22 protein-coding genes are annotated in these 26,496 nt (G+C 69.8%); 9 read left to right on the top strand and 13 right to left on the bottom strand.

Annotation, left to right across the window (positions count from 1 at the left end; genetic code table 11):
- Positions 1-42 precede the first annotated feature (42 nt).
- The 4 genes from ACQPXM_RS13640 to ACQPXM_RS13625 all read right to left on the bottom strand — a co-directional run bounded on the left by ACQPXM_RS13640 (position 43) and on the right by ACQPXM_RS13625 (position 3,611).
- A complete protein-coding gene (locus ACQPXM_RS13640) occupies positions 43-1,068 on the bottom strand; it encodes an aspartate-semialdehyde dehydrogenase (protein WP_432948415.1) in 1,026 nt (341 codons plus the stop codon).
- Between the two features lie 75 nt (positions 1,069-1,143).
- Complete coding sequence (locus ACQPXM_RS13635; RefSeq protein WP_432948413.1) at positions 1,144-1,719, bottom strand: hypothetical protein; 576 nt, start codon at positions 1,717-1,719, stop codon at positions 1,144-1,146.
- Between the two features lie 134 nt (positions 1,720-1,853).
- Positions 1,854-2,039: a tautomerase family protein gene (locus tag ACQPXM_RS13630; RefSeq protein WP_077013085.1), complete on the bottom strand. Its 186-nt coding sequence runs from the start codon at positions 2,037-2,039 to the stop codon at positions 1,854-1,856.
- A 57-nt stretch (positions 2,040-2,096) separates the two neighbouring features.
- Complete coding sequence (locus ACQPXM_RS13625; RefSeq protein WP_432948411.1) at positions 2,097-3,611, bottom strand: sodium:solute symporter family protein; 1,515 nt, start codon at positions 3,609-3,611, stop codon at positions 2,097-2,099.
- Between the two features lie 103 nt (positions 3,612-3,714).
- Here ACQPXM_RS13625 and kduI point away from each other — a divergent pair, with 103 nt between their 5' ends.
- The 3 genes from kduI to ACQPXM_RS13610 all read left to right on the top strand — a co-directional run bounded on the left by kduI (position 3,715) and on the right by ACQPXM_RS13610 (position 6,115).
- A complete protein-coding gene (kduI, locus tag ACQPXM_RS13620; RefSeq protein ID WP_432948409.1) occupies positions 3,715-4,545 on the top strand; it encodes a 5-dehydro-4-deoxy-D-glucuronate isomerase in 831 nt (276 codons plus the stop codon).
- Positions 4,542-5,297, top strand: coding sequence for an SDR family oxidoreductase (locus ACQPXM_RS13615; protein WP_432948407.1), 756 nt, complete (start codon positions 4,542-4,544; stop codon positions 5,295-5,297). Before kduI ends, ACQPXM_RS13615 begins: the two co-directional genes overlap by 4 nt.
- A 62-nt stretch (positions 5,298-5,359) precedes the next feature.
- Entirely contained in the window at positions 5,360-6,115 is a 756-nt protein-coding gene (locus ACQPXM_RS13610) for an IclR family transcriptional regulator (protein ID WP_432948405.1), read from the top strand.
- On the opposite strand, the gene ACQPXM_RS13605 is transcribed toward ACQPXM_RS13610, so the two are convergent.
- Positions 6,094-7,314: an MFS transporter gene (locus ACQPXM_RS13605; RefSeq protein ID WP_432948403.1), complete on the bottom strand. Its 1,221-nt coding sequence runs from the start codon at positions 7,312-7,314 to the stop codon at positions 6,094-6,096. The two genes, ACQPXM_RS13610 and ACQPXM_RS13605, sit on opposite strands and share 22 nt — an antisense overlap.
- Positions 7,311-7,943, bottom strand: coding sequence for an MOSC domain-containing protein (locus ACQPXM_RS13600; RefSeq protein WP_432948401.1), 633 nt, complete (start codon positions 7,941-7,943; stop codon positions 7,311-7,313). Before ACQPXM_RS13600 ends, ACQPXM_RS13605 begins: the two co-directional genes overlap by 4 nt.
- 186 nt (positions 7,944-8,129) lie before the next feature.
- On the opposite strand from ACQPXM_RS13600, the gene ACQPXM_RS13595 reads away from it, so the two are divergent.
- Positions 8,130-8,963, top strand: a complete 834-nt coding sequence (locus ACQPXM_RS13595; protein ID WP_432948399.1) for a DUF4253 domain-containing protein — start codon at positions 8,130-8,132, stop codon at positions 8,961-8,963.
- Here the strand turns inward: ACQPXM_RS13595 and ACQPXM_RS13590 are convergent.
- Positions 8,960-9,874, bottom strand: a complete 915-nt coding sequence (locus ACQPXM_RS13590) for an aminoglycoside phosphotransferase family protein (RefSeq protein WP_432948397.1) — start codon at positions 9,872-9,874, stop codon at positions 8,960-8,962. The genes ACQPXM_RS13595 and ACQPXM_RS13590 overlap by 4 nt on opposite strands.
- Positions 9,875-11,761 (bottom strand): translation elongation factor 4, encoded by a 1,887-nt coding sequence (gene lepA, locus ACQPXM_RS13585; protein WP_432948395.1) that lies wholly within the window; start codon positions 11,759-11,761, stop codon positions 9,875-9,877.
- Positions 11,762-11,902: 141 nt separating this feature from the next.
- Here lepA and ACQPXM_RS13580 point away from each other — a divergent pair, with 141 nt between their 5' ends.
- From ACQPXM_RS13580 to ACQPXM_RS13570, 3 genes are all read left to right on the top strand, one after another.
- A complete protein-coding gene (locus tag ACQPXM_RS13580; protein ID WP_432948393.1) occupies positions 11,903-12,802 on the top strand; it encodes a phosphotransferase in 900 nt (299 codons plus the stop codon).
- A gap of 63 nt (positions 12,803-12,865) precedes the next feature.
- Positions 12,866-13,387 (top strand): RNA polymerase sigma factor, encoded by a 522-nt coding sequence (locus ACQPXM_RS13575; RefSeq protein WP_432948392.1) that lies wholly within the window; start codon positions 12,866-12,868, stop codon positions 13,385-13,387.
- Entirely contained in the window at positions 13,384-14,532 is a 1,149-nt protein-coding gene (locus ACQPXM_RS13570; RefSeq protein ID WP_432948390.1) for a hypothetical protein, read from the top strand. Before ACQPXM_RS13575 ends, ACQPXM_RS13570 begins: the two co-directional genes overlap by 4 nt.
- Before the next feature lie 48 nt (positions 14,533-14,580).
- On the opposite strand, the gene ACQPXM_RS13565 is transcribed toward ACQPXM_RS13570, so the two are convergent.
- Positions 14,581-17,580: a S8 family serine peptidase gene (locus ACQPXM_RS13565; RefSeq protein ID WP_432948388.1), complete on the bottom strand. Its 3,000-nt coding sequence runs from the start codon at positions 17,578-17,580 to the stop codon at positions 14,581-14,583.
- Positions 17,581-17,950: 370 nt separating this feature from the next.
- Between ACQPXM_RS13565 and rpsT the strand changes: the two genes are divergently transcribed.
- Positions 17,951-18,211 (top strand): 30S ribosomal protein S20, encoded by a 261-nt coding sequence (rpsT, locus tag ACQPXM_RS13560; RefSeq protein WP_077013070.1) that lies wholly within the window; start codon positions 17,951-17,953, stop codon positions 18,209-18,211.
- Between the two features lie 407 nt (positions 18,212-18,618).
- On the opposite strand, the gene holA is transcribed toward rpsT, so the two are convergent.
- The 4 genes from holA to ACQPXM_RS13540 form a co-directional block, all read right to left on the bottom strand.
- Positions 18,619-19,563: a DNA polymerase III subunit delta gene (holA, locus tag ACQPXM_RS13555; RefSeq protein ID WP_432948385.1), complete on the bottom strand. Its 945-nt coding sequence runs from the start codon at positions 19,561-19,563 to the stop codon at positions 18,619-18,621.
- A 1,764-nt stretch (positions 19,564-21,327) separates the two neighbouring features.
- Positions 21,328-23,607, bottom strand: coding sequence for a ComEC/Rec2 family competence protein (locus ACQPXM_RS13550; protein WP_432948383.1), 2,280 nt, complete (start codon positions 23,605-23,607; stop codon positions 21,328-21,330).
- Between the two features lie 178 nt (positions 23,608-23,785).
- Positions 23,786-24,595: a ComEA family DNA-binding protein gene (locus ACQPXM_RS13545; protein WP_432948381.1), complete on the bottom strand. Its 810-nt coding sequence runs from the start codon at positions 24,593-24,595 to the stop codon at positions 23,786-23,788.
- A gap of 424 nt (positions 24,596-25,019) precedes the next feature.
- On the bottom strand, positions 25,020-25,862 hold the full coding sequence (locus ACQPXM_RS13540; protein WP_432948379.1) for a DegV family protein: 843 nt from the start codon (positions 25,860-25,862) through the stop codon (positions 25,020-25,022).
- Positions 25,863-25,915: 53 nt separating this feature from the next.
- On the opposite strand from ACQPXM_RS13540, the gene ACQPXM_RS13535 reads away from it, so the two are divergent.
- Entirely contained in the window at positions 25,916-26,431 is a 516-nt protein-coding gene (locus ACQPXM_RS13535; protein ID WP_432948377.1) for a pyridoxamine 5'-phosphate oxidase family protein, read from the top strand.
- Positions 26,432-26,496 lie beyond the last annotated feature (65 nt).

Below are 26,496 nucleotides of genomic sequence, written 5' to 3'. Positions count from 1 at the left end.
CCCCGCCGTACGACGAGGGCGGGGCTGCCGCACGGGCTGGAATCAGCGCTGCCGCAGCAGTTCCGCGATCTGTACGGCGTTGAGCGCGGCGCCCTTGCGCAGGTTGTCGTTGGACACGAACAGCACGAGCCCGCGCCCGTCGGGCACCGACTGGTCCTGCCGGATGCGTCCCACGTACGACGGATCGCGCCCGGCCGCGGCCAGCGGGTTCGGGAGGTCGGTGAGCTCGACGCCGGGAGCCGCGGCGAGCAGCTCGGTCGCGCGCTCGGGGGTGATCGGCTCGGCGAACTCGGCGTGGATGCTCAACGAGTGACCGGTGAAGACCGGGACGCGGACGCAAGTGCCGGCCACCGGGAGGTCGGGGATGTGCAGGATCTTGCGGCTCTCGTTGCGGAGCTTCTGTTCCTCGTCGGTCTCGCCGGAGCCGTCCGCAACGATCGAGCCGGCCAGCGGCAGCACGTTGAACGCGATCGGCCCGGCATAGACGGCAGGCTCCGGCAGCGTGATGCCGTCAGCGCCGCGGGCCAGCCGGTCGGCGCCGTCGACCAGTCCCGCGGTCTGGTCGGCCAGCTCCCGTACGCCGGCGCCGCCGGACCCCGAGACGGCCTGATAGGTGGAGACGACGAGCCGCGTCAGCCGTGCCTCACCGTGCAATGGCGCGAGCACGGGCATCGCGGCCATCGTCGTGCAGTTCGGGTTGGCGACGATGCCCTTGGGCAGGTGGTCCAGGTCGCCGGGGTTCACCTCGGCCACCACCAGCGGTACGTCGGGATCCATCCGCCAGCCCGACGAGTTGTCGACGACGATCGCGCCGGCCGCGGCGACCTTCGGGGCCAGCTCCTTCGAGGCCGTCTTGCCGTTGGAGAACAGCGCGAGGTCGAGCCCGGCGAAGTCCGCCGTGGCGGAGTCCTCGACGGTGACCTTCGTGTCGCCGTACGGCAGCAGCGTGCCCGCGGACCGCGCGGACGCGAAGTACCGGATCTCGTCGATGGGGAAGTTGCGCTCGACCAGCAGCTCCCGCATCACGCCGCCGACCTGGCCTGTCGCACCGAATACGCCTACTCGCATGACGTCGAGAGTAGTGCCAGCACCGGCACTGCCACTGGGAGTTTCAGCATGCGACTGCCGGGCGGCGCCCGAACCTCAGCGTTGACCACGGGCAGGGAGATTCGCGAGGTACTCGTCCATCGAGGTGAGCTCGATCTTCTTCCCGCGCTCCAGCATCTTCGCTGAGGTGGTGAGTCCGACCATCCGGTCAGTGGCGATCGCGGACAGCACCTCGGGCCCGATCACCTCTTCAGCCGTGAGGTCGATCGACGCGATGACCACCGCGTCTCGTCGCCAGGCGATGGCCACACCTTGTCGCGTCTCGGGATCGCGCATGGTCATCAGCTTTCCACCGCCGCCCAGCGCTTGCATCCCGCACTCCGCGGCCGGCGCCTCCTGCGAATCGCAATCCTGCCAATACTTCGCCTGCTGCGCGTCATGCGTGTGGATCTCGACCATCAAGGGAATGGACCTGCCCGCCACGTCGTAGACCAGCCGGAACTGAAGCCCGTCCTTCTCGACCGCGCGGTCGTCGACCACGTTCGTGCGCTTCGCCCCGGCCGGCACGTGCCGCGACACCGCCGCGGCCGCTGCGGGCACCGTGGCGCGCTGATCCGGCTTGCCGTCTCCGGCCAGCCGATAGAGGCCGGCACCAACAGCCGACCCGACCACGAGGACTGTCACCGCGATGACAGCACGCCTCTTCTTCATCCCACCCCTTTGATCGCGCAGGAGTGTACAGCGAGCGGCCCGGCGATCCCCTGGGGCGGGAGGGGACGCCGGGCCGGGAAGGGCAGCTGCGGGAGTCAGGAGTCGGAGACGAGTACGCCGCCGTTGGCGACATCGGACTTCTCGATCTCGGTGAACACGATGCGGACCGCCTCGCGCTTCGCGCCGAGGATGGAGACCGCCGAGTCGGTGACGGCGGCGACGAACTCGCGGCGCTGGTCGAGGGTGCGGCCGGACAGCAGTTCGACGGTGATGTTGGGCATCTCAGATCTCCTCGGGATGGTGTTCTGTTGAGTGGAACATTGTTCCATGCAGCACGGTCAGTGTGCGGCGGCCGCTCGCCTGGCGAGCACCTCGTCGGTCTCGTCGGGATCGCTGTTCAGCGAGTCGAGCAGCGCGTCCACCTCGGGCCGGCGTTCCGGCATCAGCAGACCGAGCCCGACGTAGACGACCAGAGAAGTTGCCAACGGCAACGCTACGACCAGGGTGGTGTCGGTCGACCCGACGCCCCATTTGACGATCGCCCAGACGATCAACCCGATCGCCCAGGACGCGATCGCCGCCCGCGCCCCGCTGCGCCGGAACCACGGCAGCAGGCCGAGCATCAGCGGGATCGAGATCGGTCCCATCGTCGCGGCCACCAGGTCCACGACGATCTTCAGTACGACGCCCTGCCCGTTGGTGATGATCGCGATCAGCATGCTCAGCGTGACGAAGGTGAACGTGGTGATCCGGGCGAACTTCAGGATCCCGGCGTCGGACAGCCGGCGCAGCTTCGGCACCAGCACCGGGCCGATGTCGCGGGTGATCACCGACGAGATGACATTGGCGTCGGAGGCAACCATCGCCATCGTGTGCGAGAAGAACCCGGCCAGCACGAGGCCGATCAGGCCGCTCGGCAGCAGCAGTTGCGCCAGTTCGACGTACGACTGTTCGGGCTTGCCGAGGTCCGGCACCAGCAGGGGCGCGGCGCACATCGGGATGAACAGCACCAGCGGCCAGACCAGCCACAGGACCGACGACAGCAGCGCGGACCGCTTCGCCTCCGAGCCCGACGGCGCGGCCATGTAGCGCTGGGCCAGGTTCCACATGCCGCCGTTGTATTCGAAGGTTTTGATGAACAGGAACGCGATCAGGAACACCGGCGTGTACGGCCCGGTCAGCGGATCACCGTGCCCCTCGGGCAGTTGGTCCCACATCTTCCACAGCGTCGGTACGCCGTCCAGGTGCTGCAGGACGCCGACGAACATCGCGATACCCGCCGCGGCCTGGATGACGAACTGCCCGAAGTCGGTGAGCACGTCGGCCCACAACCCGCCGAGCGTCGCGTACAGCATCGTCACCACGCCGGTCAGCAGGATGCCCCACCGCATCGGTACGCCGGTGAATCCGTTCAGCAGCACGGCGATCGCGACCCACTTGGCGGCGATGTCGACCACCTTCAGCGCGGCACCGGAGTACGCGAGCACCTGCTGGGTCGGCAGGTTGTAGCGCTGGGCAAGGTATTCCAGCGGCGAGACGACGCCGTGTTTGGCGCGCAGCCGGTTCCAGCGCGCGGCGAACACGAACGCGCCGATCCCGACGCCGACGCCGATCGAGACCGCCCACCAGACGTAGACGGTGATGCCGTAGGTGTAGGCGACCGCGGCGAAGGCGACGAACATGACCGCGCTGTAGCCGGACATGTGGTGCGAGATGCCGGACAGCCACCAGGGGATCCGGCCACCGGTCGTGAAGTAGTCGACGACGGTTTTGATCTTGGTGCGGGACCAGAGCCCGATCACCACCATCAGCACGAAATAGCCGGCCAGGACCGTCCAGTCCAGTGCGCTCATGTGAAGCCTCCAAGGGGCGGAACTTGGTGTCACGAGGCGGAACTACCAGGTGGGAAGCATTTGTACTCTTGACTTGTAGTTCTGTCTAGTAGAACTTAGTTCCATGAATTCGTCGCTTCAGGTTCGGCACGCCACTCACCCCGCGCAGGTGCCGGGCTTCGACACCGCCGCGCTCCGCGCGCACTACCTGGTCGACGACCTGTTCACGCCGGACACGATCACCGCGGTGCTCACCCACCACGACCGGATCGTGCTGGCCGGCGCCCGCCCGGTCTCCGGCCCGCTCACCCTCGGCACCTGGCCGGAGCTGCGCAGCGAGTACTTCCTCGAACGCCGCGAGGCCGGCATCGTCAACGTCGGCGGCCCCGGCACGGTGACCGTCGACGGCACCAAGTTCGAGCTGACCACCGGCGCCTGCCTGTACGCCGGCCGCGGCGCGCGCGAGGTCGTCTTCGAGGGCGCCGAGGCCGCGTTCTACCTGTTCAGCGCCGCCGCGCACACGTCGTACCCGACGACGCTCGTGCAGCCCGGCGAGGGCAACCGGCTCGAGCTCGGCGATCAGCAGACCGCGAACCGCCGCACGATCGACCAGTACATCCACGCGAACGGCGTACAGAGCTGCCAGATCGTGCTCGGTGTCACCACGCTGCACCCGGGCAGCACCTGGAACACGATGCCCGCGCACACCCACGACCGGCGGACCGAGTGCTACCTCTACTTCGGCCTGCCCGAGACCGAGCGGATCGTCCACCTGCTCGGCGAACCCGACGAGACCCGGCACCTGCTGGTCGCGGATCGCGAGGCGGTCATCTCGCCGAGCTGGTCGATCCACTCCGGCGCCGGCACCTCGTCGTACAGCTTCGTCTGGGCGATGGCCGGTGAGAACCAGGCGTTCACCGACATGGACGGCGTCGACGTGACGGAGTTGCGGTGACCGTCTTCTCCCTGAAGGGACGGACCGCCCTGGTGACCGGGGCCCGGCGCGGTATCGGCGCCGCGATCGCCGCCGGGTACGCCGCGGCCGGCGCCGACCTGATCCTGCTCGCGCGGGACGCGGCGCTCGAGGACACCCTCGAGGCGATCAAGCAGAACGGCGGCGGTGAGGCGACCGTCGTCACGGCGGACTTCGCCGACCCGTCGGCCGTCGAAGCGGTGGCGACCCAGCTGGCCCGGCAGCGCCGGATCGACATCCTGGTCAACAACGCCGGCACCATCCGGCGGGCGCCCGCGGCCGCGACGGCAACCGCCGACTGGCAGCACGTGATCGACGTGAACCTGAACTCCACCTGGGCGGTGACCCGGCCGATCGGCGCCGCGATGGTCGAGCGGGGCGCCGGCAAGATCGTCACGATCGCCTCGCTGCTCAGCTTCCAGGGCGGGATCACCGTGCCCGCCTACACTGCCAGCAAGCACGCGGTCGCGGGACTGACGAAGGCCCTGGCCAACGAGTGGGGCTCGGCCGGCGTCCAGGTGAACGCGATCGCGCCGGGTTACATCAGTACCGACAACACCACCGACCTGCGCGCCGACCCGGCGCGCGAGGCGGCCATCCGGGACCGGATCCCGGCCGGTCGCTGGGGCCGGCCCGAAGACCTGGTCGGCGCCGCGGTGTTCCTCGCGTCGGCGGCGTCGGACTACGTGAACGGGCACGTGCTGGCCGTCGACGGCGGCTGGCTCGCGCGGTAGGCGGTACGGCGTACCGGTGCAGTGGCAGGGACGGACAGGACAGAGGTGACAGGATGAGCGACATGAGTTCGCCCTCGGCCATCGACAAGACGCTGATGGTGCTCGACGCTGTCCTCGAGCACTCCCGGTTCACCGACGTGGTGACGGCCACCGGCCTGGCCAAGTCGACCGTGCACCGGATCATGGCGTCGCTGGTCGAGCACGAGTTCGTCGCGCAGGCCGAGGACGGTTCGTACCACCCCGGCCCGAAGGCGCTGCGGCTGGCCGGGCACGCGCTCACCAACGTCGACCTGGCCACGGTCGCCCGCCCGGTGCTGGCCGACCTGGTCGCGCAGACCCGCTGCACGGTGCACGTCGGGCTGCTGAACGGCGACGAGGCGATCTACGTCGCCCGCCTGGACGGCCCGAAGCCGTACCGGATGCCGTCGCGGGTCGGCAAGGCCTTCTGGCTGCACTGCACCGGCATCGGCAAGGCGCTGCTGGCTGAGAAGGACGAGGAGGCGCTGGACGCGCTGATCACCCGGACCGGACTGCCCGCCCGTACGCCGCTGACGCACACGACGGCGGCCGCGCTGAAAGCCGACCTGGCCCAGGTGAGGGCCCGCGGCTACGCGCTGGACGACGAGGAGAACGAGCCGGGCATCCGCTGCGTCGCCGCGGTCATCCACGACCACACCGGTGCGGCGATCGCGGCGGTGAGCATCTCGACGCTGTCGCTGGAGCAGTCGATCGCCCAGGTCGCGCTGATGGCCCCGGCCGCGATCGAGGCGGCGCGCAAGATCTCGGCGGCGCTGGGCTACCTGGAGCCTTCCAACTGAGCCGCCTTGCGGGCTGACGCCCACCGGACGACAGGGACGAACAGCACGCCGATCACGGCGAACCACACGCCGAGGATGATCCAGCCCGGCGCCCCCAGTCCGAGCGGCAGCAGCGCCAGCACGGTCGGCGCGACCATCGTGCTGATCGACATGCTGGTCCCCCACACGCCCTGGTACTGCCCCTGTGCCTGGTCCGACGCCAGATCGAAGCCGAGCAGGAACGAACCGGACGACTGCAGCAGCTCGCCGATCACCTGCACGAGCGCACCGACCGCCAGCAGGCTCACGGCCACGACGGCGCCACCACCCGACGCGGCCGCGAACAGGACCATCGATGCCAGCAGCAACCATCCCGCCGTACGGGTGGCGCGGGCAGCCGAGGCCGGATCCTGGATGCCTCGGCTGGAACGGACCTGGAAGAGCGCGACGACGACCGTGTTGATGATCAGCAGCAGCGCGACGGTCCAGCGCGGCGCCTCGGTGTGTTCGACGACCCAGAGCGGGATCGCGATGTCGAGCACCGCGTAGTGGATCGACATCGCGGCGTTGAGCGCGGAGACCGTGAGGTAGCCGCGGTCGCGCAGCGCGATCCAGACCGGGCCGTCGGTGCTCTTCGGCTGCGGCGCGACGCGTGGGATGCCGAGAATGATGAACGCCGACGCGCAGGTCAGGATCGAGTCGACGACGAACATCAGCTGGTACGCCGTACGGGTGTCGAAGTGCAGCGCGAGGGCGCCGATCGCGGCGCCGGCCATGATGCCGATGTTCGTGACGGCCCGCAGGTAGGCGCGGGCGGCGACGCGGCCGACCGAGCCTTGGGTGACGGCGGCGATCAACGCGGACCGGACCGCTCCGGCGCCTCGGTCGAGCACCGTGACGACGATCGCGACCATGAGGAACTGCCAGAAGGTGTCGACCAGGAGGTAGAGCAGCGACAAGACGGCGACCGAGCTGCCCAAGACGACGAACAACCCCCGCGGCCCGCGCCTGTCGGCCAGATGCCCGAGCGGAACCGCCGACAGCAGACCGAACAGACCGGCGATCGTCAACCCGAGCCCGACCTCGGCGATCGAGAGGCCGACGATGCGGGTGAAGTAGAGCACGCTGACCGTCATCAGCAGGCCGTTGCCGACGCGGCTGAGCAGCGTCGCGAGCGCCAACGGCCTCAACGGGCCGGGCGCTGGGACGACGCCCTTCACCGGGCGGGGCGTGCCGCGATGCGTTGAGCGGCCGCGCGCAGCTCCTCCATCAGGTCGATGCCGGAGTCGAGCAGCGTCTGCATCTTCGGCCCGTCCTGCCCCTCGAACATCACCCCGGCGGTGACCTCGTGCTCCGGCCGGCTCACCACCGTGATCGGGTCACCCGCGGCGATCGTGCCGGTCTTGCGCACCTTGAAGTAGACCCCCGGCCGCCCGGCCTGGTGGAACCGCTTGACCCAGCTCTGGATCCCCATCCGGTGCTGGAAGGTGATGCACGGAATCCGCGGCGCCCGGACCTCGACCTCCACCTCGTCCCCGATCCGCCAGACCTCGCCGAGCAGCGAGTTGGTCAGGTCGATCCCCTCGGTGCGCAAGTTCTCCCCGAACAGCCCCGACGGAATCTCCCGCCCCAACTGCTCACTCCACCAGCGCGCATCCTCCTCGGCGTACGCGTAGACGGCCTGGTCCGGTCCCCCGTGGTTCGCGGTGTCACACACCGAGTCCCCGGCGAGCCCCAACTCCCCCACCGCCACCCGCCCCACCTGCGGCCGCTTGTCGATCGCCGTCCACCCGGTGTCCTTCGGACCGGGGATCAGCTCTTCCACCACATTCACCGTCAGCAGCCGCATACCCGCATCCTCCCCTGCCCGCCGCGCACGCTCCACCGAGTTTCCCGGACGCCCACCACCCACCAACGCTCTCGAAGGGTCGTCCCGACAGCGATCTCAGGCGGGACACCTCCCGACCCACCGAGCTTGGGCAGTGCTGCACGTCCGCCGACTGAACTGTCGCCACGCTCCGGCATGCTGTCCGCCATGCGACTCGCCGCCTGCCCCGACCTCCCACCGCTCGTCGAACTCGGCACCGCCTGGTCAGGCGCCGAGGTGCGCGGCTTTGCCTCCTCGGGCCAATCCGCGGTCGAGCAGTGGACCCGGCTGCACGCCGCCCGCGCCGAGACCGGACTGCATCCGATCCTCCTGCCGCCGGACTTCCTGGCGATCTCCGAGCCGGCCAGATCGGCGGCAGAGGTGATCGCCGCAGCGGACCAGCTCGACGGCGCACTGATCCTGGCCGATCGCCAGGCCTATCAAGACCGTCTCCTCAGCGCGGCCACAGAGCTACCCGCCGCGCCCGGCAGCCGCAGCAAGTCACCGGCGCCGACCGCCGAGGCCGGCCAGTCGGAGGACGACCGCTTCGGCCCGCCCGCCGACTTCGAGATGTGGGAGGACGACTACCCCGGCCCGCGGGGGCGGGACATCCTCCGCCTGGCCAACGGCTGCGAGTTCCACGACGACGGCACGGTGACGCCGGTCGCGTACACCGTCATGGTCGCCCTGATCGAGTGCGCCGAGCCATGGCACGTCTTCGCGCACCTCGGCTTCGACAACGAGGCCCTGCGGGTCGACGAGCACGTCGCCGTACTGCGGCACCTCTTCGAGACCTATCAAGCCGTGCCCGCGACGTTGACGATGACCGACCTCGAGCTGGTGCTGGGCAAACCGCCCGCGACCGACGAGGAAGCGATGGTCGCTGCCGGCCTTTACCTGGCCTACAACGACGGTGCCTACGACAACTACCTTTCCAGCAGCCAGCAGAACCTGGCGGGAAAGCTCAAGGACAACTCGGTGTGGAGCGCCTGGTGGGACTAGTCCTGGATCGCCTTCACGATCGCGATGTTGCGGGTCAGCCAGTCCTGCGGCAGGGACTCGTCGGTGCCGGCGTCCTTCAGGGTCCACAGGACGTTGAGCATCTGGCGGACGATCACCCAGTCGCGGGTGCGGTCCTCGTTCAGTTCGGCGGCGTCGATCGCGGCGTAGAAGCGGGAGCGGACCCGGAAGCGGATGTCGCCCGAGGCGACGACCTCGTCCCAGCGGTTCCAGATCAGCGGGGCGACCTCGTAGCAGGGGTCGCCGGACAGCGGCTTGGGGTCGATCACCAGCCAGGGTTCGCGGTCGCCGGCGAGCATGTTCTCGTAGTGCAGGTCGGTGTGGATCAAGCGCCCGTCGGTGGCTGGATCGGCGGCGAAGTCCGACGCGAGCGAGATCGCCTGCTCGACGTACCGGTGTGGGACCGGCGCCGACGCGGGTAGCGCGCGGAAGTCCTCGATCCACCGCTTCAGCTCGCCGGACAACGTCCGGTACTGCGGCCCGGCGGCGATGTGCAGCTTCGAGTACGCCGTACCGACGATCTCGCAGGCTTCCCGGTCGTCCACCCCGGTCAGGTCACGGGCCGACAACCGCTCGAGCAACATCGCGAACCGCCGCGGGTCCGCCCGCAACAACCGCACCGCCCCACGCCCACCCCACGCCTGCAGGGCGAGGTGCTCGGTCTCGGCCTCCCAGTGCGGGAACTGCACCTTAAGCACCGCCGCCTCGCCGGCCCGGGTCAGCACCGGTACGACGACCGCGCAGTTCCCGTACGCCGACGAGCCGTCGACGGTCAACTCCCACTCGGCCAGCAGGTCCTGGACCAGCCGTGGCAGCCGGTCGAGCCAGGCGGCCCAGTCCGGCCCGCGCGACCCGACGACCAGCAGGCCGTCGGGGATCTCGACCGCCGGCACCTACTTCTTGGCCTTCTCGGAGGGCTCGTTCGTCTTCAGCGCGGCGATGAAGGCCTCCTGCGGAACCTCGACCCGGCCGACCATCTTCATCCGCTTCTTGCCCTCCTTCTGCTTCTCCAGCAGCTTGCGCTTGCGGGTGATGTCACCGCCGTAGCACTTGGCGAGCACGTCCTTGCGGATCGCCCGGATCGACTCCCGGGCGATGATCCGGGACCCGATCGCGGCCTGGATCGGCACCTCGAACTGCTGGCGCGGGATCAGTTCCTTGAGCTTGCCGGCCAGCGCGACGCCGTAGGCGTAGGCGTTGTCGCGGTGCACGATCGCGGAGAACGCGTCGACGGTCTCGCCCTGCAGCAGGATGTCGACCTTGACCAGCGCCGCGGCCTGCTCGCCGGTCGGCTCGTAGTCCAGCGAGGCGTAGCCCTTGGTCTTGGACTTCAGCTGGTCGAAGAAGTCGAACACGATCTCGGCCAGCGGCAGTGTGTAGCGCAGCTCGACCCGGTCCTCGGACAGGTACTCCATACCGAGCAGGTTGCCCCGCTTGGTCTGGCACAGGTCCATGATCGTGCCGATGAAGTCCTTCGGGCTGAGGATCGTCGCCCGCACCACCGGCTCGTAGATCTCGGCGATCTTGCCCTCGGGGAACTCGCTGGGGTTGGTGACGACGTGTTCCTTGCCGTCCTCCATCTCGACCCGGTAGACCACGTTCGGCGCGGTCGAGATCAGGTCCAGGTCGAACTCGCGCTCGAGCCGCTCCCGGACGATCTCCATGTGCAGCAGGCCGAGGAAGCCGCAGCGGAAGCCGAAGCCGAGCGCGCCCGAGCTCTCCGGCTCGTACTGCAGGGCCGCGTCGTTCAGCTGCAGCCGCTCCAGCGCGTCGCGCAGCGTCGGATAGTCGTCGCCGTCGATCGGGAACAGCCCGGAGTAGACCATCGGCTGCGGGTGCTTGTAACCACCCAGTGCCTCGGTCGCGCCGCGCACGCTGGAGGTGACGGTGTCACCGACCCGGGACTGACGCACGTCCTTCACGCCGGTGATCAGGTAGCCGACCTCGCCGACGCCGATGCTCGGCGACTTCATCGGCTCCGGGGAGATCACGCCGACCTCGAGCATCTCGTGCACGGCGCCGGTGGACATCATCTTGATCTTGTCGCGGTGGGTCAGCTCGCCGTCGACCACCCGGACGTAGGTGACCACGCCGCGGTAGGTGTCGTAGACGGAGTCGAAGATCAGCGCCCGCGGCGGAGCGTCCTTGACGCCCTTCGGCGGCTCGACCTGCGCGACGATCTCGCTGAGCAGGTCCTCGACGCCCTCACCGGTCTTGGCCGAGACCCGGAGCACGTCGGATGCCTTGCAGCCGATGATGTGCGCCAGCTCGGCGGCGTACTTCTCCGGCATCGCACCGGGCAGGTCGATCTTGTTCAGCACCGGGATGATGTGCAGGTCCGCGTTCAGCGCGAGGTAGAGGTTGGCCAGCGTCTGGGCCTCGATCCCCTGCGCGGCGTCGACCAGCAGAACCGCGCCCTCGCACGCCTCCAGCGACCGCGAGACCTCGTAGGTGAAGTCCACGTGGCCCGGGGTGTCGATCATGTTCAGGATGTACGTCGTACCGTCGGGCGCGAGCAGGCCGCCCGGGGTGTCCGGCTTCGGCGCGAACGGCAGCCGGACCGCCTGCGACTTGATCGTGATGCCGCGCTCGCGCTCGATGTCCATCCGGTCCAGGTACTGGGCCCGCATCGAGCGGTCGTCGACCACCCCGGTGATCTGCAGCATCCGGTCGGCCAGCGTCGACTTGCCGTGGTCGATGTGGGCGATGATGCAGAAGTTCCGGATCAGCGACGGGTCGGTTCGACCCGGCTGGGGAACGGTCGTGGGTCCAACGGGCACGGAGGGATCCAGTTCGTCTGAGGGTGGTGACAGGACAACTGCTCCATCTTCCCATGACACACCAGCCGTTTGCGCATTCGTGCGTCCGGGCGGTGGAAAACCGTGCGCGAGCGGCGCACCCGCCGTCTACCCTCTAGCCGTATGGCACACGCCGTGGTGGACCGGTTGCCCTACGAGAGCGCGCCCGCGCGCGTCCGGGCCTGGGTGGAGCGTGCGCTGGGCTCGTCGGTGGTCTCGGCGGTCACCCAGCGCGGTGGCTTCTCGCCCGGCGTCGCGGCGCGGCTGGTGACCGCGTCGGGGCGGCGCGGGTTCGTCAAGGCCGTCGGACCGGAGCTCAATCCGGACACGCCTGACCTGATCCGCAAGGAGATCGTCGCCATGCAGGCGATCGGGCCGATGCCGCACACTCCCGGTCTGCTCGGCGTGTACGACGACGGCAGCTGGGTCGGCATCCTGCTCGAGGACATCTCCGGCTACGTCCCGCCCCACCCCTGGCACCAGTACGACGCCACTCGCGTCCTCGACGCACTCGCCGAGCTGAGCGAGTCGCTCGACCCGTCGCCCTGGCCGGACGCGCCGGTCGCCGCCGAGCGCAGCAAGCGCTTCCTGAGCCGGTGGGACCTGCTGATCGCCGACGGCGTCGCCGTACCGGACTGGGCCGTCGGCCGGGAGCAGGAGCTCGCCGAGCTGGCCCGCACCGGGCTGGACGAGCTGGCGAAGGGCAGTGCCCTTGTGCACTGGGACCTGCGTGCCGACAATCTCCTGCTCACCGAGGACCGGGTGGTGTTCATCGACTGGGCGCATGCGTCGATCGCACCCGTCTGGACCGACACGGTGATCCTCTGCGCCGACATGTACGGCTCCGTGGAGCTGCCGGCACTCCCTGACGAGCCAGGTGTCAACGGCCTGATCTCGGCAATCGCCGCCGGACTGCTGTGGGGCAGCATCCAGCCCCCGCAGCCCAGCATCCCGACCATGCGGGCCTGGCAGCACCAGACCGCGCTGGCCCACTTCGACTGGCTGCGCGAACGCCTCGGCTGATGTGGCGCCTCGACCGATGCAGCGTTTTACGGTGCCGGGCGTCTTCAGGGTGTGACTGAACCCATGGCGAGTATCGGCACCGCCGTACCGGTGCCTGACGACACACCGGCGGCGGTGACCCGGCTGTACCGGGAGCACTGGGTCGGTCTGGTCCGGCTGGCGGTGCTGATGGTCGACGACCGCCAGCAGGCCGAGGACCTGGTCCAGGAGGCGTTCGCCGAGCTGTACCGTCGCTGGCCGCTCGACGACTCCGGCAAAGCCCTGGCGTATCTCCGGACGACGGTGCTCAACCGCAGCCGCTCCGCCCTCCGCCGGCGACGCGTCGCCCGGCTCTACATCCCACCGGCCGACCGGCCCGGCGCATCGGCCGAGAGCGAGGTCGTGCTCGGCGAGGAACGCCTGGAGGTGCAGCGGGCGCTGAGCACGCTCCCCCGGCGTACCCGGGAGGTCCTGGTGCTGCGCTACTACCTCGACCTCTCGCACGGCGAGATCGCCCAGACCCTCGGGATCAGCGAGTCGACCGCACGCGCCACCGCGTCGCGAGGCCTCGCGATCCTCACCGAGCAGCTGAAGGAATCCCGATGACCGACACCGAGTCGCGCCTGCGCGACTACCTGCAGGCCAAGGCCGGCACGATCCCCGACGACGCCGAAGCTCCCGGGCTGGAGACGCCGCGAGCGCGTTCCCGCGCCTGGATCCCGCTGCTCGCCGCGGCAGCTGTCGCCGTACTGATCGCGTCGATGGCTCTCGTGGCGCGCCTGAACGATGCTCCTGTCGCGCCGGTTCCGCAGCCGCCGGGGCTGAAGGTCCCGTACGTGCTGTCGATGCAGGGCGGCGAGCGCACGCTGCACGACGGCGACCAGGTCGTCAGGTTGACCGAAGACGTCGCCGATGTGCTCGGCCGGGTCTCCGGCGGCTGGCTGATCAGCTACACCAGGACGAGCAACCGCATCGGCGTTCTGGCAGCCGACGGCACGGTGCGTCAGATCGGCCCGGCCACCGATCCTGGGATCCGCCTGCCCGTGCTCTCCCCCGACCACACGCAGGTCGCGGGCCTCGAGGGGAGCAAGCTGCAGGTGTACGACGTGGCGTCGGGCCGGCCGCTCGCCGGAAGGACGTTGCCGTACGAGGCGCAGCTGCACGGCTGGAACCAAGCCGGGCTCTGGGCGTCGAACGCCAGCAACTTCATGGCCGTCAGCCAGTTGTCGGTCTGGCAACCCAAGACCGGGCAGCTGACCTCGGTAACCCTGCCGAAGACCGCTTCCGCTGTCGATGTCGCTCGGCAGTCCAGCGGGATCCTCACGTCAGCACAGGTCGGTGGACGGCAGAACTGCCTCACCTCCGCGCAACTGTCCGGAGGCCGGCTGACCACTGGTCGTCAGTACTGCGAGCAGAACGGGCTGAACCCGGTGCTCTCCCCCGACGGTGCGAGTGCCGCCGTTCAGGTGGGCGTGTTCGACGTGCGGTCCGGCAAGCTGGTGCCGTTCCAGCTCGGCCAGGCGCCGAGCATCCCCAGCATCCTGACCTTCGAGGATGCCGAGCACGTCTTGGTCGTCGGCTCGATCCGGGAGGTAGGCCGGCCTGCGCCCACAACGCCTCCCTCGCCGACCGAACCGCCACCGGCGTTGCTCCCGGAGGACACGGTCTATCGGTGCGCGGTGGCGTCCGGGGCCTGCGAGAAGGTCTTCACCTCTCCCGACAGCGCATCGGTCAAGCCGATCGAGGCCTGAAACGCCAGTAGGCCCCACGCGATCGCGTGGGGCCTACTGGCATGAGTACTAGCTGTCGACCCGGACCACCGTCGAGCCGGAGCCGTCGGCTCCGTCGGTGTAGGACAGCAGGCCGAGGTAGCGCGTCCCAGCCGTCAGGCCGGACCAGGAAGCGGTGACGCTGGTCTGACCGGCCGCCTGGACGCTCTGGCTGGCAGGAGTCGCCGTGAGGTTGCCGGCCGGAGTCGCGAGCTCCCAGTGGTTCAGCTGGACCTTCTGCTCGTCAGCACCCGCGAAGAGGTCGACGTAGACGTCGTACGAGCCGCCGGCCGGAGCAGGCAGGTTCACCTCTTCCTCAGCCGAGCCACCCGTGCTGCTGCCGAGCACGGTCGTCGTACCGGCCTTGTAGACGAACACGTCGACGTCCGTGCCCGCCGGGTAGTCGGCGTCGAAGGTGGAGAACCGGGCGTACTTCGTCCCGGCCGGCACCGTCACGGTGTACTTGGCGACGTGCTCGTTGGCCGCCGGGTTCGCCGTCGGGAACGAGACACCGCCCGGGTTCTTCAGCGTCGCCTCGTCGACACCCGCAGCGGCCAGGCCGACCGCGGAGGTCTGCAGCGTGCCGGTGTACCCGGAGGTGATCGGGACCGGGACCGAGCCGGTCGTGCCGGTGCCGTTGACCTGGACCGGCGCCTTCACGGTCAGCGGCCGGATCGCGAGCGTGCTGCTCACCACGTGCTGCGACGAGCGGAGGTTGAGCTTGCCGAACGAGTACTGCTCCAGCGGCGCCCCGTTGTGCTCGAAGGTCACCTGGTACGACGCGCTGGCGCCCGGCAGGAGGACCAGCATCTTCGGCGTCACGGTGACCTTGAAGCCGGCCAGTCCCTCCACCTTCGGGAAGTAGACCTCGGGCAGCTTGCCGACGTTGCGCACGGTCCGCTTGACGGTCTGCTTGCCGGCCAGGTCGCCGATCGCGATCGTCGGGTAGTTCAGGTCGCTCGGGTCGATCTTGCCCTTGGCGCACAGCTCGTGCGTCGCGCCGACCTGCCCGGAGCCGCAGACGAACCGCGCCCAGTCGTCGTACGACGAGTCGTAGACCAGGCCGGGGTCCATCGCGTTCCTCGGCTGCATCAGGCCGGCGCCGTACCCGAACGGGGTGCCCGGCGAGCCGGAGTCGTTCTGGATCGGCTTGCCCGCGGTGTCCAGCGAGGTCGCGGTGGTCAGCAGCGCCGACTTGATCGCCATCGGGGACCAGGTCGGGTAGCGGCTCTTCAGCACGGCGGCGGCGCCCGCGATGTGCGGCGCGGCCATCGACGTACCGCTCATGAACGCGTACTCGCCACCGGCCGCCGCGAAGGCGGAGGTCGCGGCCAGCACATTGGTGCCGGGCGCCATCACGTCCGGCTTGAGCAGGTCACCGTTGCCGGCCAGCGACGGGCCGCGGCTGGAGGAGCTGGCGACCTTGGGCGCGTTCACCCGGACGGTCTTGGCGGCCGCGATCGTGGCGGTCGGGTTCGCGGTCGCGGCGACGTACGCCTTGACCTCCGGACCGGCCACGTGGTCCAGGTGGACGGTCGGCACCGAGTGCAGGTCGGAGTCGAGCGTGTTCGCGGTCGGGTTGACCAGGATCATGCCGACGCCGCCGGCGGCCTTGACCTGGCGGCTCTTGTCGACGCGGTCGCTGACGCCACGGTCGCAGACGACGATCTTGCCGGTCGCCTTGGCCGGGTCGAGCGTGCCGGGCATGCAGCGCGCCAAGTTCGCCTGGTCGGCACCGGCCAGGCCGGCGTCCTTGGCGAGCACGACCGGCGACTGCGGCGTACCGGCACCGATGCCCGCACCGGTGTAGGACTGGCCGTTGCCGAGCGTCACGGTGGTCTGGACGTCGCGGTCGTGGGTGCCGTTGGCAACGGTCGTCACCCACGGATAGTTCTTGCCGACCGTGCTGACGCCCGGGCCGGTGTTGCCGGCGCTGGTGGAGACGAAGACGCCGGCCCGCGCGGCGCGCAGGAAGGCCAGGCCGGTCGCGTTGACGAAGGTCGAACCGGAGCCGGAGATCGAGTAGTTGATCACGTCGACGCCGTCGGAGACCGCGGCGTCGATGCCGGCCACGATGTCGGCGTCCGTGCCGCTGCCGCCACCGGCCTGGTCGACGGCCCAGAGCACCTTGTAGATCGCCAGCCGCGCGTGCGGGGCGATGCCCGAGCCCGTGCCGTAGTCACGGCCCAGCACGGACATGTCGACACCGTAGTTGCCGGCCGCCGTACTGGCCGTGTGGGTGCCGTGGCCGCCGTAGTCGCGCGGCGAGCGGTACTCCTCGGGGATCGGCCGGTTGCCGATGCCCGCGTCGAAGTAGCGGGCGCCGATCACCTTGTTGTTGCAGGTCACCGGAGCCTCGGTGCCGGCCTGGCAGGTGCCCTTCCACTTCTTCGCGATCAGCGCGTCCGACGCCCGGGTGGTCTTGATCGGCGCGAAGCTGGCCCGCTCGGGGGTGAAGCCGGAGTCGATCACGCCGACGATCACGCCGTCACCGGCCTTGTCGACGCCACCGGCCTGCTGCCAGGCGCCGCCCTTGCCGGACAGGCCGAGGTACCGCGGGGTGTCGACGGTGTCGGCGTGCTGCAGCTCGCTCGGCTCGACGCTCGTCACGCCGGACGACTTGGCCAGCTTCACCGCGTCGTCGTGCGACATCCGCGCCGAGAACCCGGCGTAGGTGTAGTTGTAGTCGTACAGCTTCTGGACGCCCGGCACCTGACCGAGCACCTGGCTCCGCTCCCGCGCGAGGTGCTGCACGTAGCCGACCACCTGGGTCGCCTCCCGGACCAGCTTGCCGCCGGGCAGCACCCGGGTCGCGGCCAGGCCGGCGATGTCACCGTCGTACTCGGTGACCGGGGCGTCGTCCAGCTGGACGATGTACGCGCCGGTCCCGGACTCCTTGACCAGCGGTGCGGCCTGGGTCGCGGTTGGGGTGGACGCCGTCGCGTGGTTCACGACGGTGGCGACCAGGGCGGTCGCGCTGACGGCGGCGACGGTGAGTACCGTCAGACGCCGGCGGGCAGAAGCTGGCACGGAGTTCCTCCAGAGCTGGACGGAGCTGGCGGGTCGGCACGCACGACATCGGCTCACGGGACACCGGCTCGCACGCCGCCGGTGACGCCGCCCCCAACGGCGTCACGGGGCCCCGAGTATGCCGGTGCCTTGGCCTGATGTCACGCTCGATCGACACCGCGTCACCGGGCCCCGGTACGCCGTCCGCGGGCTCGCGCGCGGGGTTTTGCCCGTCGTTGCGGGTTGTGATGACGCCGTGGTGACTGCTCGGTTTGGTCAAGCCTCGGGGTTGTTGCTAATCTGTCTCTTCGCGTGTGTGCGTCGGTTCTTCCGCCCTGCACCCGCCACCTTTCCTGTACTGACCGCAAACTCCTGATCGAGGCTCTGCTCCGTGGCGAACATCAAGTCCCAGATCAAGCGCAACCGCCAGAACGAGGCTGCGCGGCTTCGCAACAAGTCGGTGAAGTCGACCCTCAAGACGGCTGTTCGCCGCTTCCGCGAGGCTGCCGACGCCGGCGACGCCGCGAAGGCGCAGGAGGAGGCCCGCGTGGCCGCCCGCCTGCTCGACAAGGCCGCCAGCAAGGGCGTCATCCACGCCAACCAGGCTGCGAACCGCAAGTCGTCCATCTTCAAGAAGGCCGCCGCGCTCTGATCGCACCCGACGATCGGCCCTCCACTTGGTGGACCGGGCCGATCGTTTTTGCGTGCCCGAAACCGGTTTGAGGCGTTGCCGGGATGCCTTGGGCGATCCCACCGGCCCGCCTTCCCTCTGCCCCGCGCGGCCGCTCGCCTCTGCCCTGCGGCCGATCGCCTCTGCCCTGCGCGGCCGATCGCCCTCCGCCGCGTGCGGCCGCTCGGCGTCTAGCCGCGGCCCGCGGCGAGGTGCTCGAAGTGCGCCGTCGATCCAGACGTCGACTCGGTTGATCGCACGTCGGGCAACCTTCCGCGAAGCGACCGCACCGCCATCCGCCGCTCAATCCCGGACAACGCGAGCCTCTTGGGCTGGGCCAGGCGAAGTCGAACGGTCAGCGGCTCCCCGTCACCCAGGCGTTCCTACGCTCAGCGGCGGCCGTGCGCTCGGCTGACGGTGATGACCATCCGTTCCAGCGCATACCCGGCGTCCCCTGACGCACCCTTCACATCGGCGTCCGCCTGCGCAACCGCTTGGATCGCCGTCGCCAGTCCACCCGGCGTCCATCCGCGCGCCTGCTGCCGCAGCGTCTTCAGCTTCCACGGCGGTACGCCGACCTCACGCGCCAGATCCGCCTCGCGCAACCCCGGCGGCGCGCTCGAGAACTTCGCCAGCCCCCGCAGCCCACCCGCCATCGCGCTCGTCACCAGCACCGCGGCGACTCCGCAGTCCAAGGCCCAGCGCAGCTGCTCCAACGCCGGCTCCGTACGCCCCGCGATCGCCGCATCGGCCACCGCGAAGCTCGTCACCTCGGCCCGGCCGCCGAAGTACTGCCCGATCAACTCCGTGGAGATCGCCTGACCGCCGGAGTCCGACACCAACTGCGAACAGGCCCCGGCCAGCGCCCGCAGATCATGCCCAACAGCATCAACCAGCGCGGCAGCACCACGCTCGTCGATCGTGCCGCCCAGCAACCGGATCTCCCCCGCCACGAACTGCGGCAACTCCCAGGTCTTAGGCGCCGTCGCGACCACCTCGTTCACCGAGGCCTTGCGCAACTTGTCGAGCACCGCCTTGCCCTTCTGCCCACCCGAGTGCACGAGCACCACAAGCATGTCGTCCGCCGGCGCACCGGCGTACTCCAGCAGATGGGGAACCATCTCAGTCGGCAGGTTCTCCAGCATCCGCAGCACCAGCACCCGCTCCGCCGAGAACAACGACGGCCCGGTCAGCTCCGCGAACACCCCCACGTCGAGCTCGCCCGCCCCCAGGTCCGTGACCTCGACGTCACTCTTGCCCTTGGACACGGCCGCGATCGCCGACCGCACAGCCCGATCCGCCAAAAACGTCTCCGAGCCGGTGACAAGCAGCACGTCCCCCAGCTTCGGCGCAGCACTTCTCCGAGCAGCCATAACGGTGCCAGCATCCCACGCCGGACCGACATTTCCCGCCCCACCCCGCTGGTCGCCACTGGGCAAGGCGCGGGTGGACGGACAGCGCGGGCCGCGGCGTACTGCCGCTCCCATCCCTCACGCTGCCGAGGTCACGAGCGAAGCACCGCCGCCCGGCTCGACCGGTGGGCCGTTCATCGCGCGGGCCGGCACTCGCGCATCCCGACCACGTCCGTCAGGTTGCAGCGCCGTGGAGCCGGTCGTCGCACCGACGCCAGAGGCGTTCGCGCCTCGACTCCACCGGGTCCGAGACGCGAGTGCGAGTTCCGCGGGGGAAGTGCGATGTCGTCCGTACCTGTACGCCAGGTCGGTGCAACCTCCGAGGCCTGCCACATGATGCAGGAACGGATCGGGCCGGATGGAGCGCACCACCCCGCCGAATGCCGACCTCGCGCCGCCGGTGCCGGTGCCGGTGCCGGTGCCGGTGCCGGTGCCGGTGCCGGTGCCGGTGCCGGTGCCGGTGCCGGTGCCGGTGCCGGTGACAGCATCATCGCCGTCACTGGCGACCGGCGACTCCCTCAGGGTGATGATCGGCGACGCACTTCGAGGTTCCGAAGTCCTGGGCACTTGTGGATGCTTGGCTGGGCGCAGCAGGCGGTCTGAGGTGACTGCAAGCCGATGCATCGGACCGAACACGACGAACGGAGCGCAGAGGCGGGAGCGCGGAAGCGGGTGCGGGCGAGCGCGGATGCGCGGAGGCGTTGGGACTGGGTGCGGGAGCGCGGGTGCCGGAGCGGTCGCGCGCGGGTACAGGTGTGGGTGCGCGCGCGTACAGGTGTGGGTGCGCGCGCGGGTACAGGTGTGGGTGCGCGCGCGGGTACAGGTGTGGGTGCGCGCGCGGGTACAGGTGTGGGTGCGCGCGCGGGTACGGGTGTGGGTGCGCGGAAGCATGGGTCCGGGAGCGCGGAAACGAAAGCGCGGGTGCGGGTGCGGGCGCGGGCGAGCGCGGGTGCGAGGAAATGGGATCGGGTGCGGGAGCGCTGAAGCGGGCGCGGTCGCGTGCGGACCCGAGCGCGCGGAAGCATGGGATCGGGGGCGGGAGCACTGAAGCGGGCGCGCGAAAGCGCGGGTGCGGGCGCGCGGAAGCATGCGATCGGGTGCGCGGGTGCGGGTACGCGGAAGCACGAGCTAGAGGCTTGTACACAAGGGCATACGGCTCGATGCGCGAGCACCGTCTGGGGATGAGCATGGACGGCGGTCGCGCCGGGTGGTCGGAACATCGCGTCGGTCTGCCTTCTCGTCCTCTCGATGACCTGCGTCAGGTGGTCGGCGCACTGAGTTGCCCGTAAGACTTGGCCGTACTTGATGACCGGATGCAGCTGACCGGACACATGACCGAGGACCAGACGTCAGCGGCTCGCCGCGTCATCGATCGTCGTCGCCGAGCCGTCGCGTAATTGCCTCGTACGGCGTCGTTGATGGCAAGGCTGGTGTGCGGCACTGACACACAGAACGATGCTCATGGCAACTAGTTCAGCTGTTGACCCACTGGGAAGCGTCGCGCTGGCCGCGGGAGCGGCGGCGGAGAGGTGCAGGCCTGGTCAAGGTTATGAGCTCAGTCGGTGATCGCCCGATGAGCGGACGGCACCCGCGACGCGCGGCACGCAGGACGCTCGGCAGGCAGGACGCGCGGCAGGTAGGTCGTGCCGCTCCACCGTCGCCCACGAAGCGCCCGCAGGAAAGCGATCACGGTGATCGGCCTTGGGAGGTGGTGGACAGGGTGTTGTTTTCGGTGGTGATGGCGATGGCTCCGGAGGTGTCGGTTCGGCGGATGGTGGTGCCGGTTCGGGTGAGGAGGTCGAGGGTTCTGGGGGCGGGGTGGCCGTAGTCGTTGTCGGGGCCGGCGGAGATGAGGGCTAGGCGGGGTTGGGCCGTCGTGAAGAAGGTGGGGTCCTGGCGCGCGGAGCCGTGGTGGGGGACTTTGAGGATGTCGGTTCGGAGGTCGGGGTGTGCGGCGAGAACGGAGCGTTGGGCTTCTGGTTCGAGGTCGCCGGTGAGGAGGATGCGCAGGCCGGTGGTTTCGGCGAGCATGACGATGCTGGCGTTGTTCTCGGGGGAGCTTTCGTCGTCGCCGGTGGCGTCGGGATTGGTGGGGAGGGACGGGACCTGGGCCGGCCAGAGGGTGGTCCAGGTGAGGGGGCCGACGGTTCGGCGTTCCTGGTAAGTGACTGGGCGAACCGGGATCTGGTGCGTGGCGGCCAGGGCTTGGACTCGGCGGAATTCGGCGGGTGGTGAGTAGTACGGCGTCACTTCGATTTCGTCGACTTGGCGGTCGTGGAGGGCGCCGGCCAGGCCGCCGGCGTGGTCGGCGTGGAAGTGGGTCAGGACGAGGACGGGGATGTGGGTGATGCCCAGGTCTTGGAGGCAGCGGTCCATGGGGGTGGGATCGGGGCCGGTGTCCACGACGACGGCGGAACGTGGACCGGCGCGGAGGACCAAGCCGTCGCCTTGCCCGACGTCGCAGGCTACGAGGATCCAGTTGCCGGGTGGCCAGCCGAGGCGTGGGGTGGGGCGGAGGACTACGAACACGAGTACGGCGAGACACAGCAAGACTGCCAGTGGACGGGTGAGGATTCGGCGCAGACCGAAGGTGAGAGCCAGGCAGAGCAGGGTGAGGATCGTGACGCCTACTACGGTGGCGGGCCAGGGGCTGACAGCGCCGGGAAGGTCAGCGCCGGTCTCGGCGACGAGGATGATCCACCGTGCGGGCCAGCTCGCCAGCCAGCCAGCCAAGCGGGCCAGATCCGAACTCAGCAAGGCGATTCCGGCCGCGCCGAAGCCCAGGATCGTGGCTGGACCGACTGCTGGGCCGGCCAACAGGTTCGCGGCGACCGCGACCAGGGAGACCTGACCGGAGAGCCAGGCGACCACCGGCGTGCAGGCGAGTTGGGCGGCGAGCGGGCAGGAGATGGCTTCGGCCAGGCGGAGCGGCATCCAGGTCGCGAGGGCGTCGCGCCAGGGAGGGCCGAGCAGCACGATCCCGGCTGTGGCGAGGACCGAGAGGGCGAAGCCGGCCGAGCGTGCGAGGGACGTGTCGAGCAGGAGCAGTGCGATCACGGCGACGGAGAGGCTCCGGACTGCGCGACGTCGCGTACCGCCGGTGGTCATCGCCGCCAACGCGACCAAGCCCATCGCGGCGGCGCGCAGCACGCTTGGTTGAGGGCGGGCAAGGATGACGAAGGCAACGACCATCAGCAGGCCGACGACGGTGAGACCGCGGGCGCGGACGCCGAGGAGGCGGGCCAGTGGGAGGACGAAGGCGAGCAGCAGGGTGAGGTTCGTACCGGAGACCGCCGAAAGGTGAGTCAGGCCGGTGAGTTGGAAGTCCGTGACGAGCTCGGGTGGCAGGGCTGATTCGTCGCCCATCACAAGGGCGGGGACCAGGCCCCGGACGTCGTCCGGTTGATCAGCGACCGACTCACGCAGGCCGGCGCGGACCTGCTCGGCGGCGCGGAGCCACCAGGCTGGGTCGCCGAGGACCTTGGGGCTCGCTCGGGCGGAGACCATCGCGGCAACGTCGGAACCGGGATCGACCGAGCTGAGGCGGCCGCTGGTCTCGACGAGCTGGCCGAGCCGGACATGCTGCCAGGCGGGTGAGCCGATGAGCAGGATCGGGGTGCGGATGCGGGTGGTGGTGCCGCGAGCGGTGACTTGCTCTGCGGTTGCTTTGAGCACGACGTACGGCGGGCGGCGGTTGCCTGGGGTGCTGCGGACTGCTGGGTCGCTGGTGATCTTGAGGTGGAGTTTGGCGGTGGAGTTGGTGGTGGCGAGTGCGGGGATCGGACCGGTGGTGAGGCGGTGGATTTGGAGTGCGGAGGCTGCGGCGAGGCCTGCGGAGAGGGAGGTGATCGCGACAAGGGTGAAGAGGAGGCGGGAGCGGCGGCGAAGGGCGAGGGTGAGGAGGGTCAGGGCTATTGCAGTGGCGGTTGCCGCGGTGATGACGGCGACGATGCTGGAGTGGGGCATCAGGAGGATCGCGGTGATCCAGCCTGCGGCTGCGGGGAGGAGGAGTCGGGCGTCGAGGGGCTGCTTCTCTGCGTCGGCTTCGGGCTGGAGTGTCTCCGGGGCTTCGGGCTGGGGCGTGTCCGGCGTTTCGGGGTGAAGCTGCTTTGGGGTGAACGTCTCCCCCGCCGCCGTTCGCGGGTCAGATGCGGACATGAGGCTTCAGGTCCTCGTACTTCTTGGTGCCTACGCCGGTGACCTCCTGGAGTTGGTCGATGGTGGTGAAGCGGCCGTGCTCGGTGCGGTAGTCGAGGATGCGCTGGGCCAGGACGGGGCCGACGCCGGGGAGAGAGTCGAGTTGGTCGAGGGTGGCGGTGTTGAGGTCGACGGTGGCGGTGGGTCCGGAGCTGGCTGAGGTCGGGCGCGGGCCTGTGGAGCTGACGGCAGGTGGGAGATTGGGAGCGCCGACGACGATTTGTTCGCCGTCGGTGAGAGGGCGGGCGAGGTTGAGGGTGGTGAGGTCGGTGCCGGGCAGGGCTCCGCCGGCTGCGGCGAGGGCGTCGGCTACGCGGTCGCCGGATTTGGTGTGGATGAGGCCGGGTCGGCGGACCTTGCCGGCTACGTGGACGACGAGGGTGGTCGGTGGGGTTGGGGGTGAGGTGGGGTTGACGTTTGCTGGGGTGGGAGCGGTGACTGGGGAGCCTGGGGTGAGGTTGGGGGTGGCGGTGGTTGGGCGGTCGGGGATCGGCTCGGGGCGGGAGCGGAGGACTGAGCAGCCGGCCCAGGTCAGGCCGATGGTGAGGACCAGGGCGATCACGATCAGGTGGCGAGGAGCCACGGTCCAGCGGGTGCCGCGTAGGCGCTCGGGTAGCACGGTGTCTGGGATCCATCCGCCTCGCACTTCGTCCTCCCCTTCGTCGGCCGGACTCCGGGCCGAGGCGGCGCGCAACCGGTCCAGGGCAGCCTGGCGGTCGGCCGGGTTCGGCGCGGGGGTGCGGCGTGGTGGCTTCACACAGGGAAGGTACGAGGGGTTGGGCGGTTGTTTGGGTGCGGGTTTTTGCCTGTGGAGAACTCGGTGTGGGTCGAGGTGGGCGGCGATGCGGCCGGGGAGGTTGCGAGGGCTGGGGTTGCTGCTGCCGGAAGAAAACAGGGTGTGTGAGGGGTGGTTTGTCAGGATGGGGTCGTGCCGGCTGGGGATCGTTAGCGCTGGTCGGGCAAGCGGCGATGCGGCCGGGGAGGTTGCGGGGGCTGAGGTCGCGGCGGCCGGAAAAGAGCGGAGGAAGTGAGAGGGTCGGTTGTCGGCTGGGCTGGGTGCCGGGGAGTGGTTTGCGTGCCCGGTGCTGAACGCGAGCGAGCGGGCGTCAGCGCGGAGTGGTGACGGCCATGTCCGGCCCGTCAGCGCGGGAAGGAGACGACCGCGAGCACGCCCGGGCTCGTCAGCGCGGGGCGATGACTACCGCGAGCATGCCCGGACCCACATGCGCGCCGATGACCGCGCCTACCTCGCGGAGGACTATGTGGTCGGCCTGGGGTAGGCGGGCGGCGAGGCCGTCGGCGAGGGTGTGGGCCTTGTCGAGGTTGGCGAGGTGGTGGACGGCGAGTTGGACCGGGCCGTCGCCGGCTCGCTGGACGGCGATGTCGGCCAACCGGGCGATGGCTCGGGACGACGTACGGACCTTCTCGAGGGGAACGATGCGGCCGCCGCTGATGGTGAGCAGGGGTTTGACGGCCAGAGCCGTGCCGAGCAGGGCTTGGGCGGCGCCGATGCGGCCGCCTCGGCGGAGGTACTCGAGGGTGTCGACGTAGAAATAGGACGAGATGGACGACATCCGAGCGCGCGCGGCGGCTTCGACTTCCTGCTGAGACGCGCCTGACGCGGCGGCCTCGGCGGCGGCCAGGACCGGAAAACCCAGGCCCATGCCGAGCGAGCGCGAGTCGACGACCCGCACCGGAATCGGCGACTCCTTGGCCCCGATCATCGCCGCCTCGAACGTCCCGGACATGTCCCCGGACAAGTGGATCGACACGATCGACTCGGCGCCGGCCTTCGCGCACGCGGCGTACGTGTCCGCGAACGACTGCGGCGACGGGCGGCTGGTCGAGACCGGCGTGAAGGTCTTCAGCGCTTCCGCAACGGCGTCGGCGCTCGTGCCGCCGTCGTCGTACGACGTACCGCCGATCACCACCTGCAGCGGTACGACGGTCAGCGGGTGCCGGAGCACCTCGTGCGCCGACAGTCCCGCCGTGGAGTCGGTGACGACGTGCACGCGGGCTGACATGCAGCGAGGTTACCGGACAGTTTTCGTCGGCGCCTGGTGCGAGAGTGGCAAGCATGAGGGAGACCACAACCGAGATCACGCAGTTGCAGGAGCTGCTGGACGCGGCGTACGGGCGGTCCACCGAGCATCTGCGCAGCATCGTCACGGGCGAACGCAAGCTGACCGCCGAGGAGCTGACCAAGGCGCTGACCGGCATGCGCACGCTCAACCTGGCCACCGTCACCGCGAAGTGCGAGCCGCGGATCAGCGCGGTCGACGGACACTTCCTGCACGCCCGCTGGGTGTTCAGCACGGCCGGCAGCGCGGCCAAGGCCAGGCATCTGCGCGCCAGACCGGCGGCCAGCATCTCGTACGTCGACGGTGAGCGCATCGGCGTGTTCAGCCACGGCCGGGTCGAGTTCCTGACCCCCGAGCATCCGGACTTCCAGGAGATCGAGGACCACCTGGTCGCCCACTACGGCAGTTCGCCGTCGACCTGGGGCGACGACATCGTCTACTGCCGTCTCCAGCCGCACTGGATGGTCGGCTACGTCTCCGACAAGTCCGCGGTCCTACCTGCCGACGCATAACAGCGAGGTGGCGGCCAACCCCTCCGTTGGCTGCCACCTCGCACGAACTGACTCCCCCTGGTTGC

It is taken from the genome of Kribbella sp. CA-253562 (assembly GCF_050942265.1).
GTDB lineage: Bacteria > Actinomycetota > Actinomycetes > Propionibacteriales > Kribbellaceae > Kribbella.
This window is presented reverse-complemented; position numbering and strand designations above follow the sequence as displayed.

Excerpts from the sequence above, each read along its gene's own strand:
- ACQPXM_RS13640 (WP_432948415.1), bottom strand. The coding sequence starts at position 1,068 with ATGCGAGTAGGCGTATTCGGTGCGACAGGCCAGGTCGGCGGCGTGATG.
- ACQPXM_RS13630 (WP_077013085.1), bottom strand. The coding sequence starts at position 2,039 with ATGCCCAACATCACCGTCGAACTGCTGTCCGGCCGCACCCTCGACCAG.
- ACQPXM_RS13625 (WP_432948411.1), bottom strand. The coding sequence starts at position 3,611 with ATGAGCGCACTGGACTGGACGGTCCTGGCCGGCTATTTCGTGCTGATG.
- kduI (WP_432948409.1), top strand. The coding sequence starts at position 3,715 with ATGAATTCGTCGCTTCAGGTTCGGCACGCCACTCACCCCGCGCAGGTG.
- ACQPXM_RS13610 (WP_432948405.1), top strand. The coding sequence starts at position 5,360 with ATGAGTTCGCCCTCGGCCATCGACAAGACGCTGATGGTGCTCGACGCT.
- ACQPXM_RS13600 (WP_432948401.1), bottom strand. The coding sequence starts at position 7,943 with ATGCGGCTGCTGACGGTGAATGTGGTGGAAGAGCTGATCCCCGGTCCG.
- ACQPXM_RS13595 (WP_432948399.1), top strand. The coding sequence starts at position 8,130 with ATGCGACTCGCCGCCTGCCCCGACCTCCCACCGCTCGTCGAACTCGGC.
- ACQPXM_RS13580 (WP_432948393.1), top strand. The coding sequence starts at position 11,903 with ATGGCACACGCCGTGGTGGACCGGTTGCCCTACGAGAGCGCGCCCGCG.
- ACQPXM_RS13575 (WP_432948392.1), top strand. The coding sequence starts at position 12,866 with ATGGCGAGTATCGGCACCGCCGTACCGGTGCCTGACGACACACCGGCG.
- ACQPXM_RS13570 (WP_432948390.1), top strand. The coding sequence starts at position 13,384 with ATGACCGACACCGAGTCGCGCCTGCGCGACTACCTGCAGGCCAAGGCC.
- ACQPXM_RS13550 (WP_432948383.1), bottom strand. The coding sequence starts at position 23,607 with ATGCCCCACTCCAGCATCGTCGCCGTCATCACCGCGGCAACCGCCACT.
- ACQPXM_RS13540 (WP_432948379.1), bottom strand. The coding sequence starts at position 25,862 with ATGTCAGCCCGCGTGCACGTCGTCACCGACTCCACGGCGGGACTGTCG.
- ACQPXM_RS13535 (WP_432948377.1), top strand. The coding sequence starts at position 25,916 with ATGAGGGAGACCACAACCGAGATCACGCAGTTGCAGGAGCTGCTGGAC.